Raw genomic sequence first — 12,963 nt, forward strand, 5'->3', positions numbered from 1 at the left:
TGTGTACACTATGAGTCAAGAATTAACTTTTAAAGAAATTAGTAATCATTTAATAGAAGATGAAACACCTTCTTTATATATAAAAAAAATACTTTCAGATGAGAGATATTCTTTTGAACTTAAAGACAAACTTTTAAAGCTTGAAACAATAGATCAAAACCCAAAATATCATCCAGAGGGAAATGTTTTAAACCATGTGTTATTAGTTTTAGATAATGCAGCTCAAATAAAAAACTTTTCTAAAAATAGTTTATCTTTTATGTGGGCAGCACTTCTTCATGATATTGGGAAAATCACTACTACAAAGATTAGAAAGGGAAGGATTACTTCTTATAATCATGATGTAGAAGGTGAACAAATTGCTAAGAAAATTTTGGACAAGCTTACAGATGATGAAGAATTAAAATATACAGTTTCTAAATTAGTTAGATATCACATGCAACCATTATTTTTTGATAAGAACTTACCTTTTTTTAGTTGTGAAGAGATGCTAAAAGAAATTGATTATAATGAGGTTGCTTTAATATCGATGGCAGATAGATTAGGAAGAGGAAATATTTCTAGTGAAATTAGAGAAAAAGAACTAGAAAATCTAGAGAAGTTTAAAGCTTATTTAAAAACTAGAGAGGAAAAATAAATGAAGCTATTTAAATTAATTGTATTGATTTTATTTGCGGGATTTTTAAATGCAGGATGTGCTACAAGTACAGCATCACCTGAACAATTAATCAAAAAGCCTTTGTACAATGAACAAAAACTAAACTTGAAAGTTAATATAGAGAATGCATTAAAAGGAGCAAAACCATTACTACCTAAAAATTCTTCAGATGTATCTTCTATAAATGAAGTTGACTTAGATAAAAATGGAGTAAATGAATTAGTTGTATTCCAAAAGAAAGAAGATGTAGACGAAGGAAATGTAAAAGTTGGTTTTTCAATAATGAACTATGGAAAAGATAGTGTATATTCTGTTGTAGATGAATATTTAGTTAAGGGTGAAAGCATTGAGTATGCATACTTTTCTGACTTAGACAATGATGGGAATAAAGAGATAATATTATTAACTAAAGATGGAAGTAAGAGTAATTTAGATATATGTCAATTTAAGAATAATAAAATAACTAGGCTATATAGGTTTGATCCAAATTGGATAAAAGACTCAAATGAATATACTGATATAAAGGTGTACATAGATAATCTAGACAATGATGGAACTCCTGATATTGTTATATGCAGTCTAAACCCAGAAACTCATAAAATGATAGTTAGCTTAACTTATTTTGATAAATACATAAGACTTAAAGATTATACAATAATAAACGATGTAAAAAGTTTAGACAATGTATATATAGATATAAAAAAGGTACGAAAAGATAAAAAAGCAATTGTCTTAGGTTACAAGCCTTTTACAGGTGGAGAATCTTATTTTACTCAAATACTGTATTTAAGTGGAAATAAATTGATGAAAGCATTTGAGGAGAATGATATAAAAACAAAAAATCCATATTATATGGCTCCAGAAGATATTAATCATGATGGCGTTGTGGAAATACCTATAATCAATAATAACACTAGAGGATATAATAAAAAAACATCAGCTAATGTAAGTTGGTATAGTTGGAATGGAAAAGAAAATGAAGAATCAAATTTAGTATTTGTAAGTCAAGTTTATTACAATTACTCTAATAATTTTAAATTGCTTATACCTAATAATTTAGCCAATAAAATATATATTGAAGAAGTTTCAAAAGACAATAAACTTTATTTTGAATTTATGTATTATGATACTCAATATACAGAACCTATAAAGTTATTTACTATCAGTAAGGTAAATAAAAATAATGTTGATGAAAGTAAAACTGCTAATTCAAATACTAATAATGGAGGATATATAATTTTAGAAAATGAAAATGAATCATTTATGTTGCTTATAAACAGTCCTGAAGTATTAAAAAAATTAGATGTATCAAGTGAAGCAATAAAAAAAGATTATTTTTTACCTATTTATTAGGTTGGAGGGAGGAAGTATTATGAATGAAAAAATCTTAATTTTAGAAGATGAAATAGGTATAAGAAGTTTTGTAAGTATAAATTTAAAAAGAGAAGGTTATGAGGTTATAGAAGCAGGTACAGGACAAGAGGCTATAGATAAAATAACAAATGAAAAAAATATATCTATAGCATTGTTAGATGTTATGTTACCTGATATGAGTGGAATAGATGTATGCAAGCATATAAGAAACAATTTTGATTCAGTTGGGATTATAATGCTTACAGCTAAATCTCAAGAAGAAGACAAAATAGAAGGGTTTATATCTGGAGCAGATGATTATATGGTTAAACCATTTAGCATAAAGGAACTGCTTATGAGAGTAAGTGCTCTATCAAGAAGAATTAATAGAGAAGCAAATGCAAAAAATAAAAGTATAATAGAAAGTGGACCTTTCGTATTAGATTTAGAAAAAAGAAAATTAACTAAAAACAATTCAGATATAGAGTTAACTCCAACAGAATTTTCAATAGTTAAGTTTTTAATAACAAATGAAAAGCAATCTTTAAGTAGAGATCAAATTTTAGATGAGGTATGGGGAACTAACTATCTATATGATTTTAAGATAGTTGATGTAAACATAAGAAGAATAAGAAATAAAATAGAAGATGATCCATCAAAACCTAAATTTATACAAACGGTTTGGGGATATGGTTACTGTTGGAGAAAGGAAGAACAATAGTGATACACTTTGAAGGACTTAGAAAAAAAATAATAAAGAATTATTTTATAATAATTATTATAACTGTAACACTATTTGAAGGGCTATTTATATTCTATGCTCAAAACTATTATTATGACTCGATAAAAACAACACTTACTAATCAAGCTAGAAACACTGATAGTATATACAGTGGATATATGGGAGATAGTTCATTTGAGCAAAAGGTCAATAACTTATATGATAAAAAAGATATAGATAGTTATTCAAAAATGGCATTAGAAATAATAGATAAAGATAAGAATATTATAATTGATCAATATGGATTTAGAAGTAGAGAAAAAGCTCATTATGACGATGTAAATGAAGCGTTAAAAAACAAAACAACAACAAGCACATATAGAATGAAAGATACTGGAGAACATGTTATGAGTATTTCAGTACCTTTAAAATCTAACAACCAAATTGAAGGAGTGGCAAGATATACCGTTTCACTAGATTACGTTGATAGAACTATATTTAAGATAGTTTTAGGACTAATACTTGCAGGTATATTTATTTTATTAATAGCAATATCTATAAGTTTAAAATTTGCATATACTTTGATTGATCCATTAAGTGAACTTAAAAAATTTGCAAATGAATTAGCTCGTGGAAATTACAATATAAGATTAAAACCAAGAGCTATAATTGATGATGAAATTGGAGAATTAGCAGAAACATTTGAACATATGGCAAAAGAAATTGATAAAAGTGAAAAGTTAAAAGAAGAGTTCATATCATCAATTTCACATGAATTAAGGACACCTTTAACATCAATTAAAGGATGGAGTGAGACCTTAGGATATGAAGGAATTGGAAAAGAGGAGTTAGATTTAGGACTAGGAATAATTCAAGATGAAACAGAAAGACTTATTAAACTTGTTGAAGAACTTTTAGATTTTTCAAGGTTATCATCTGATAGAATTAAACTTCAAATCGATATGGTTGATATTCAACAATTAGCTTTTGGAGTAGTGAATCAATTAAAAGTTAAGTCACAAGAAAAGAATATTTCATTAAGTTGTGAAGTTGAAGACACTCAAATGAGACCGATACAAGGAGATAAAAATAGACTAAGACAAGTTCTTATAAACTTAGTACAAAACTCTTTAAAATTCACAGAAGAAAATGGATATGTAAAGATTGTAGTTCATCAAGAAGAAGATTATACAACTATTAGTGTGGTTGATAATGGAGAAGGTATAGAAGAACATAATTTAGAAAAGGTATTAGATAAATTTTTCCAAGAAAATTATAATAAAGCAGGTAGTGGTTTAGGACTTGCTATAAGTAATGAAATTGTAAAATTACATGGCGGAGAAATGAAAATAAAAAGTAAAAAAGGTGAAGGCACATGTATTATATTTACATTAAAAAATACATTACTGGAGTCTGTATAGAAAGAGGATAAAAATGAGAAATATTAAAATCACTATTGAGTATGACGGATCAAGATACAAAGGATTTCAAAGATTAAAAGATAATGATAATACGATACAAGGAAAGATTGAAGCTGTACTTAGCAAAATGGCAGATGAAAAAATAGAAATAATCGGATCAGGAAGAACTGATATGGGCGTTCATGCTTACAATCAAGTAGCTAACTTTAAAACAAACTCTAGTTTATCTGTTAGAAAAATTAACGATTATTTAAATAATTATTTACCAGAGGATATAGCTATAAAAAGCGTTGAAGAAGTTGATGAAAGATTCCATTCAAGATATAATGTAAAACAAAAGGTCTATTTATATAAAATAAATAACTCAAAAACTCAAGATGTGTTTTTGAGAAAATATAGTACTTATATAGAAAAGCCTTTAGATATAGAATTGATGAAAAAAGCTAGTGAGTATTTAGTAGGAGAGCATGACTTTACAAGTTTTGCATCATCTAAATCAAAAAAGAAATCAAATGTAAGAGAGATACACAGTATAACAATAAATAAAAATAAAGATATGATAGACATATTTGTAGAAGGTAATGGCTTTTTATACAATATGGTAAGAATAATAGCAGGAGCTTTAATAGAGGTTGGATTAAACAAAAAAACTCCTGAGGATATAAAACTTATGTTGGACGCAAAAGATAGAAGTAAAGCATCAGACACTGCGCCAGCTAAAGGTCTATACTTATATTCTGTTAAATATTAATTATTAAGCAGCTTTTAGCTGCTTAATTTATTTTTTGGAGGGAAAATGTATTACACATATATAATAACTTGTAAAGATGAAACTTATTACATTGGATATACTAGCGATATGAAAAGAAGAATTAATGAACATAAAATAGGAAAGAACTCTAAATATACTAGAGCAAGAGGATTTAAAAATTTAGAAATATACTGGAGTAGTAATTCACGTAGTGATGCAATGAAACTAGAATGTTTTTTGAAAAAGCTTACGAGGTTAAATAAAACTAAACTTATAAATAATCCTAGTTTACTATATGATAAATATAAAGTGGATGATAAAAAATATAGGGTAGAGGTGTTAGACGAATTATAATTTTAAAAATTGTTAAGTAGTAGTTTGTATAATTATAGGCTAAAATATGCTTTGCATATTAAAAGTGAATAAAATTTAAAATGAAATTAAAAATAAAATTTAAAAATAATATTGATTTTTGTATATGAAAATGTTATTTTAAATATGTAAACGTTTTACCGAAGAAAGCGGAAGAGGGGAGAGGAGTATTTGTGACAAATATAATAATAAACGCAGATGATTTTGGTTACTGTGAAGGTGTGAATCAGGGTATTATTTCAGCATATAAAAATGGAGTTGTAACTTCTTGTAGTATAATGGCGGGCATGCCTGGTTTTAATCAAGCTGTGAAGCTTTTAAATGAAAACAAAGGACTTGGTTGTGGAGTTCATATGACTTTGAGTTGTTATAAACCGGTTTTAGATACACATAAAACTTTGGTAGATGAAAGTGGATACTTCTTTAGAAGAATAACAAAAGAAAAGGCTATGGAATTTGATTTAGATGAGGTATACCTAGAACTTTGCGCACAAATAGATAAAGCTATAGGTGCTGGAGTTAAAATAAGTCATCTCGATAGTCATCATCATATACATACACTTGAAGAATTTAGACCAGTAATTGAAAAAATATTAGAAAAATATAAGTTGCCTATAAGAGGTGGATTTGAATATGAAATTAGCTATGATAAAGTAGTTCCACTTATAGATAGTTTTTATGGGGATAATATAAGTGGTGATTATTTTAATAATAACATTGACGATATAAAAAGATTTAAAGTTGTGGATATAATGAGCCACCCTGCATTTGTAGATTCTTTTTTATCAAAATCAACTTCATATTCTATACAACGAACATTAGAACATGAAATATTAACTTCATTTGAACTAAAACAGTTTTTTGAAGATAATAATATAAACTTAATTAATTATAACAATATAGGGGAAAGTGAAGGTATTTAATTATGAATGAAAAGATTTTTGAAATATCATTTGGAATAATAGGTCATGCGGGAGATGCTAAAAGTACAGCATATGAAGCGTTAGGTGAAGCTAAATTAGGCAATTTTGAAAAGGCAAGAGAATTATTAAAAGAAGCTAATGAAACATTAACTAAGGCTCATAGATTCCAAACTGAGTTAATTCAAGCAGAGGCTAGCGGAGAAAAAACTGAAATGGGAGTTGTATTAGTTCACTCTCAAGACCATTTAATGACAACTATGAATTTTTTACAATTAGCTAAAGAATTTGTTGATATGTATGAATTTATATATAGTAAATTAGAAAAAAAATAAAAAATAAAAGCGCTTATTTAAAAGCGCTTTTATTTTTTATTATTTTTTACTAGATGGAGCTATTTTTTTCTTATTAGGTTTGTAAGGTACAGGGTTAACCTTATTAGGAACTTCTACGGATTCACCCTTAGGGCCTTGGGGACCAACATCACCTTTATCACCCTTAGGGCCTTGGGGACCAACATCACCTTTATCACCCTTAGGGCCTTGAGGGCCAGCAGTACCAGTGTCACCCTTAGGACCTTTGGAACCAGCAGCACCAGTGTCACCCTTAGGACCTTGAGGACCAGCAGCACCAGTGTCACCCTTAGGGCCTTGAGGACCAGCAGCACCGGTATCACCCTTAGGACCTTGAGGACCAGCAGCACCAGTGTCACCTTTAGGACCTTGAGGACCAACATCACCTTTATCACCTTTAGGACCTTGAGAGCTAGGTAATGTTAATATTTCAGACTTATTTATATTACACAATGGATTAACATATACTTCTTTACCAAAATCAACATAGTCAATAGCTGATAATTTTATACATATAGGACCTTTTCCTGAAGATGTAGTTCCATATATACTACATGGAGTAATTTTTTTTACTTTTAACCTTAAAATGCAATCGCTATTAGAAAGTTTAAAACCAAGTATTCTACCTACGCATCCAACCAAATTTTTATATAAATCTAAATCACAAGCATAATAAAAAAACATTTGGCTCTCATTACAATTTAAAGAGCTGCTTTGGCAAGTGTTACAATTATAGTTTTTGTCTGGATAATTGTCACAATCAAAAGTTTCAAGTTCAAATAAATTTGAGGAACTTTTGTTTAAGTTACAGCTGTCACATTCACAGTATTCTGATGTACATTTTTTTTGTTTACAAAAGTTGTAGTCACATTTTTTTTGCATAAAAACACCTCATATATTTTAATTAATAGGCATATCCTATCATTATATCTATATGCAATAGGCGTAAGGTTTGAAACTAATTGAAAAAATATAAATTAATAAAGAAATTTTTTTTACATAAATGCAAAATACGCTATAATATATATATAACCCTAGTAATTAAGACAAAAATAGAAAAAACCCTTGAAAAATAAACTAAAAATAAGAAATAAAATGTAAAATAAAAATTAATTGTAAAATTTTTTAAAAAAATACAATTTACTATTTCCTTTTTTAAAAGTCTATTGTAAAATATACTTAAAGAAAACGTTAACAACAACAAAAGACCTTAGTAAGGTGGTGAAAATATGAATTATCAAGATAAAATACTAAAGGTTATAATTCATGCAGGAAATGCTAAATCTCATATATATGAAGCTTTACATTGTGCTAAAAAAGGCGACTTTAAAAAGTGTGACGAATATATGGAAAGTGCAAATGAAGAAATTTTAGAAGCTCAAAAAATTCAAACTAGCTTAATAAATAAAGATGCTGAGGGGAAGAATGTCGAAATAAGCATGCTTTTAATTCACTCACAAGATCATTTGATGACATGTCTAAGTGAGAGAAATTTAGTGAAAGAAATTATAGACTTAAGAAAAGAGCTTAAATTAAATAAGTAATTACAATATTAAAATAAAAATATACTAGACTTTTAGGAGGAAATTAAAATGAATAAAAAAATATACTTATTTTGTAGTGCAGGGATGTCAACAAGTTTATTAGCAAGTAAAATGCAAAATGTTGCAAATCAACATAATTTACCAATAGAAGTAGAGGCATTTCCGTATGCTGATATAGACAAAATAGTGGAACAAAAAAATCCAGACTGCATACTACTTGGGCCTCAAGTTAAATTTATGCTAAAAGAAGTTCAAGAAAAATTTGATGCAAAAACTCCAGTAGATGTTATAAATAGTCTTGATTATGGAGCTATGAATGGAGAAAAAGTTTTAAAGACAGCTATAAAAATGATAAAAGCTCGCCAAGCTAAATAATTATAGCATAAATTCAAGGGAATATAAGTGGGTTAAAAATAAAGTAAATATATTAAAATTAGAAGTTTTAGTCTAAAAGTAAAAGCCTTGGGAAACCAAGGCTTTTATTAAAAATATGGAGGGATTAATAATGTGGGGGATAATAGCTACTTGGAGAATGGCAATTGAGGGAATTGATGAAAGTGCACAACAGTTAAGCAAAGGAATGGATGCAGGAGATACAATCGAACATGCTATAAAAATAGTAGAAGACTACCCATTTTATAAGTCAGTAGGATATGGTGGTCTTCCAAATGAAAATTGTGAAGTAGAGTTAGATGCAGCATATATGGATGGAAATACATTATCTATTGGAGCTATTGCTGGAATAAAAAATTTTTCAAATCCTATATCAATAGCTAGAAAGCTAAGCAGTGAAAAAGTTAACTGCTTTTTAATAGGAGTAGGAGCAGAAGAATATGCTCACAAAAATGGATTTGAAAGAAAAGATATGTTAAGTGAAAGAGCTAAAAAACATTACAGCAAAAGAAAAAGAGAAATACTAGAAAAAGGATTAAGTCCATATACAGGTCATGATACAGTTGGAATGGTATCATTAGATTGTAATGGTAAAATGTGTGCAGGTACATCAACTAGTGGATTATTTATGAAAAAAAATGGAAGAGTAGGAGATTCTCCATTATCTGGGTCTGGGTTTTACGTAGATAGTGAAATCGGAGGAGCCACTGCTACAGGATTAGGAGAAGACCTTATGAAAGGCTGTATATCATATGAAATAGTTAGGCTTATGAAAAGTGGATTAAGTCCACAAGAAGCTTGTGATAAAGCTATTTGTGAACTGGACACAAAGCTTTTAAATAGACGAGGCAAAGCTGGAGACTTATCAGTAGTTGCCATGAATAATAAAGGTGAATGGGGAGTTGCAACGAATATAGATATCTTTAGTTTTTCTATTGCAACTCAAAACCATAAACCTACAGTATATCTAAGTAGTCGTATCAACGGGAAAAGTATTCACAAAGTAGCATCAAAAGAATGGTTAGATGCATACTCTTTAAGAATAAAAGCACCTATAGAATAAATAAGAATTGAGGAATTTTATGAATATCATGGATGATAAAATAAAAGAACTAAAAAGAGACTTGATAAATGATATTATAGAGAGTGAGAAAAATCCTTTTGAAAAAGAACTAGAGGTGGTATTAGAAAAAATATTGGAAATTGCTAAAAAGTTAGGATTTAAAACTGAAAATATTGATGGAGATGTTGGATATGCTGAATATGGAATGGGAGATGAGTACATATTTGTAATAGCTGTATTGAAGAATAAACACTCCATAATGAGTTTATTATATGCACTAAAAACTATAGAAAAATATAAAATTAAATTGAAAAGAAAAATTAGGATAATATTTGCAACTAATGATGAATCTGGAATTAAGAATATTAAATGTTATTTGAAAAAAGATAAATCGACTATAGATATATTTGAATCAGATTGTAAATACTCTGTAGTATATTTAGAAGAAGAAATTGATAAATTTACTATACAAAATTACTTAGACATAACAAATATAAGAATTCACCAAGATATAGAAATAGACAAAAACATCAAATACTGCTGTATTGAAGTTCCTAAGGAATATATATATGAGGATATAATATGTTATTTAGAAAATAAGGCAAATTCTGAAGAAGGGATTATAAGTACATATAAAAATATAAATATTAAAATAAATGAAACACATGTAATTATAACATCTTTCATGAATAGTGATATTGCTAAAACTGGTATATATGGAAATAATGTTTTAATCAATTTAATAAACTATTTAGTAGAAGAAAATTTTATAGAACATCAAAGACTAAGTAACTATTTTTTATTAATAAATAAATATTTTTATGAAAAAAAAGAACTATTTGCTAGTGAAAATTCAAAAAAACAGTTAAATTTAGATAACTTAAATTTTGAAAAAGGAAGAATAACTATTGAACTTGATGTTGATAATACTGTAAAAAATGAAATGAATTATAGTAGTGATGAATCTATTATTGTAGATGAGATTATATTAAACGCTAAAATATTTGCAGATATAATTTGTGAATTAGATAAGGAGGAGCAATGTTAGAAATTATAGCTATGAGCGTAGAAGATGCTATAAGTATTGAAGAATGTGGAGCAGATAGAATTGAACTTGTAAGTGCCCTTACAGAAGGTGGGCTTACACCAAGTTTTGGATTAATAGATGAAGTTATAAAAAGTGTAAATATACCAGTAAATGTTATGATAAGACATCATGCAAAAAGCTTTATGTATAGTGAGTCAGATATAAGTATAATGCTAAAAGACATAGAAAAAGTAAAAGAACTAGGCGCTAATGGGATAGTTATAGGAATGTTGGATAAAGAAAATAATATAGAAGAAAATCAGCTAAAAACTATAATAAGTGCTTCTAAAGGATTGGAAATTACATTTCATAGAGCAATAGATGAAACAAATTTACTTAATTCTATAGATGTGATAAATAGATATAATGAAATTACAAATATCTTAACATCTGGAGGTAAAGGAAAGGTAATAGATAATACTGATTATATAAATACTTTAAAAAATAAATCTAAGCATGCAAAGGTATTATTAGGAGGCGGCTTAAATTTTGAAAATATAGAGCAAATAAAAAAGCTAACAAATAATAAAGATTTCCACTTTGGAACAGCGGTTAGAGTGGATAAAAACCCATTTGGAGAAATTGATAAAGTAAAATTAAAAAAATTAGTGAACATTATTAATGATTAAAAGTTAAAAGTATCAATTATATTTAAATATAATTGATACTTTTTTGTTGTTGACTAATTGACAAAAAATGCGAAATATTATAAAAAAATGTATAAAATATGTTAGAATATATCCGTATAAACAATGTGAGATAGCAAAATGTTAATTATAGAGGAGACGAAAAATTGAGTAGAAGAAATAGTAAACTTATAAAGTATATTGTAACATTCGGAATAATATCAGCAACAACAGCAGTTGGAAGTATAGTTCCTGTAAGTGCTAATGAAAATGTAGAAGCTGAGTTTTCAGCGGTTATGGATAAATACAAAAATGAAGAAGTTGTAGTAGATGATGGGGTATCTTTAAGAAAAGGAGAGACTCTAAATTTATCAAAAAATCCTAATTGGGAAATGTCAGATAATGATACAGTTAAAATAAGCGAAGATGGAATTGTAACACCTGTAAATTCAGGGACTGTATTTTTAAGCCAAAAGATAGATGACAAGGTACATATATTAGAAGTATACGTTCCTCAAAATAAGATAAGAGCATATAGCTTTGCTGCTATGCCAAAAGTAGATAGAGATCACTATAAAGTTTTTGTTGATCCAGGACATGGTGGAGAAGATAGTGGAGCAGTTGGATATGGAAACTATGAAGATGAACTAAATTTACAAGTTGCAAATAAAGTTAGACAAAAACTTGAAGCTAAAGGTATAGAAGTAAAAATGAGTAGAACTAGTGATGAATTTATATCTTTAGGTGATAGAGCTAAGATGGCAAACAGCTATGCTCCTGATGTATTTGTTTCAATTCATCAAAACTCTGCAGATGCAACTAGTGCAAACGGTATAGAGACATATTATCATAATAATAAAAGTGATCACAAACCATATGCTCAAGATGTTCAAACTAAGGCAATAGGGGAGACAAATGCTAGAAATAGAGGAGTTAAAAGTGCAAACTTCGCTGTTTTAAGAGAAACTAATATGCCTGCAGCTTTATTTGAGAGTGGGTTTATAACTAATCAAAATGAATCTGCAAATTTAGCAAGTTCATCATATCAAGATAAATTAGCTACGGGAATTGCAAATGGAGTAGAAAAATACTTGAAAGAAAATATAGAAATAAATGGCAGTGAAGAAAAACCTGTAGATCCAGAACAACCATCTACAACAAAAACAGGAGTAGTAACAGCAACTTCATTAAATGTAAGAAGTGGATATGGATCAAGCTATTCAAAAATAGGAACACTATCAAATGGAGCAAAAGTAGAGATAGTAGAAAGTAAAGATGGATGGCATAAGATAAAATATAATGGAGGATACGGATACGTATCAGGAGATTATATAAAAGTAGATGAAGATGTAAAACCTCCAGTTGTAACTAAGACAGGAATAGTAACAGCAAGTACATTAAATGTAAGAAGTGGTTACGGATCAAGCTATTCAAAAATAGGAACACTATCAAATGGAGCAAAAGTAGAGATAGTAGAAAGTAAAGATGGATGGCATAAGATAAAATATAATGGAGGATACGGATACGTATCAGGAGATTATATAAAAGTTGATGGAGATACAACTCCACCTCCAAACCCAGGAGAAACAGTTAAAAATACAGGAGTAGTAACAGCAACTTCATTAAATGTAAGAAGTGGATATGGATCAAGCTATTCAAAAATAGGAACATTATCAAATGGAGCAAAAGTAGAGATAGTAG

General features: G+C 28.3%; 15 protein-coding genes. 14 read left to right on the forward strand and 1 reads right to left on the reverse strand.

The window, feature by feature from the left end:
* The 8 genes from RWY47_RS11050 to RWY47_RS11085 all read left to right on the forward strand — a co-directional run.
* On the forward strand, window positions 1-637 hold a 637-nt coding region (locus tag RWY47_RS11050; protein ID WP_332843898.1), incomplete at its 5' end, for an HD domain-containing protein.
* On the forward strand, window positions 638-2,011 hold the full coding sequence (locus RWY47_RS11055) for a hypothetical protein (RefSeq protein ID WP_021431148.1): 1,374 nt from the start codon (window positions 638-640) through the stop codon (window positions 2,009-2,011).
* Window positions 2,012-2,030: 19 nt separating this feature from the next.
* A complete protein-coding gene (walR, locus tag RWY47_RS11060; protein ID WP_021431147.1) occupies window positions 2,031-2,732 on the forward strand; it encodes a cell wall metabolism DNA-binding response regulator WalR in 702 nt (233 codons plus the stop codon).
* Complete coding sequence (locus RWY47_RS11065; protein WP_021431146.1) at window positions 2,732-4,153, forward strand: sensor histidine kinase; 1,422 nt, start codon at window positions 2,732-2,734, stop codon at window positions 4,151-4,153. The genes walR and RWY47_RS11065 overlap by 1 nt, the downstream gene beginning before the upstream one ends.
* Window positions 4,154-4,166: 13 nt before the next feature.
* Entirely contained in the window at window positions 4,167-4,904 is a 738-nt protein-coding gene (gene truA, locus RWY47_RS11070) for a tRNA pseudouridine(38-40) synthase TruA (protein WP_021431145.1), read from the forward strand.
* Between the two features lie 45 nt (window positions 4,905-4,949).
* Complete coding sequence (locus tag RWY47_RS11075; RefSeq protein WP_224170911.1) at window positions 4,950-5,258, forward strand: GIY-YIG nuclease family protein; 309 nt, start codon at window positions 4,950-4,952, stop codon at window positions 5,256-5,258.
* 191 nt (window positions 5,259-5,449) lie between these two features.
* Entirely contained in the window at window positions 5,450-6,199 is a 750-nt protein-coding gene (locus tag RWY47_RS11080; RefSeq protein WP_224170912.1) for a carbohydrate deacetylase, read from the forward strand.
* Between the two features lie 2 nt (window positions 6,200-6,201).
* Window positions 6,202-6,531, forward strand: a complete 330-nt coding sequence (locus tag RWY47_RS11085; RefSeq protein WP_224170913.1) for a PTS lactose/cellobiose transporter subunit IIA — start codon at window positions 6,202-6,204, stop codon at window positions 6,529-6,531.
* Between the two features lie 39 nt (window positions 6,532-6,570).
* On the opposite strand, the gene RWY47_RS11090 is transcribed toward RWY47_RS11085, so the two are convergent.
* The gene (locus tag RWY47_RS11090; protein WP_264319136.1) at window positions 6,571-7,431 is read right to left on the reverse strand and encodes a collagen-like protein; all 861 of its coding nucleotides are present in this window, start codon (window positions 7,429-7,431) and stop codon (window positions 6,571-6,573) included.
* A 347-nt stretch (window positions 7,432-7,778) separates the two neighbouring features.
* Between RWY47_RS11090 and RWY47_RS11095 the strand changes: the two genes are divergently transcribed.
* The 6 genes from RWY47_RS11095 to RWY47_RS11120 form a co-directional block, all read left to right on the forward strand.
* The gene (locus RWY47_RS11095) at window positions 7,779-8,093 is read left to right on the forward strand and encodes a PTS lactose/cellobiose transporter subunit IIA (RefSeq protein WP_021431140.1); all 315 of its coding nucleotides are present in this window, start codon (window positions 7,779-7,781) and stop codon (window positions 8,091-8,093) included.
* Window positions 8,094-8,141: 48 nt separating this feature from the next.
* On the forward strand, window positions 8,142-8,468 hold the full coding sequence (locus RWY47_RS11100) for a PTS sugar transporter subunit IIB (RefSeq protein ID WP_021431139.1): 327 nt from the start codon (window positions 8,142-8,144) through the stop codon (window positions 8,466-8,468).
* A gap of 130 nt (window positions 8,469-8,598) precedes the next feature.
* Window positions 8,599-9,549, forward strand: a complete 951-nt coding sequence (locus RWY47_RS11105; protein WP_224170914.1) for a N(4)-(beta-N-acetylglucosaminyl)-L-asparaginase — start codon at window positions 8,599-8,601, stop codon at window positions 9,547-9,549.
* Window positions 9,550-9,568: 19 nt separating this feature from the next.
* A complete protein-coding gene (locus tag RWY47_RS11110) occupies window positions 9,569-10,597 on the forward strand; it encodes a hypothetical protein (RefSeq protein ID WP_224170915.1) in 1,029 nt (342 codons plus the stop codon).
* Window positions 10,591-11,265 carry a copper homeostasis protein CutC gene (locus RWY47_RS11115; protein ID WP_021431135.1) on the forward strand — a complete coding sequence of 225 codons (675 nt, stop codon included), beginning with the start codon at window positions 10,591-10,593 and terminating at the stop codon, window positions 11,263-11,265. Before RWY47_RS11110 ends, RWY47_RS11115 begins: the two co-directional genes overlap by 7 nt.
* Before the next feature lie 164 nt (window positions 11,266-11,429).
* A partial coding sequence (locus RWY47_RS11120) for an N-acetylmuramoyl-L-alanine amidase (RefSeq protein ID WP_316030332.1) occupies window positions 11,430-12,963 on the forward strand: 1,534 nt, incomplete at its 3' end.

It is taken from the genome of Paraclostridium sp. MRS3W1 (assembly GCF_032465715.1).
Classification (GTDB): domain Bacteria; phylum Bacillota; class Clostridia; order Peptostreptococcales; family Peptostreptococcaceae; genus Paraclostridium; species Paraclostridium dentum.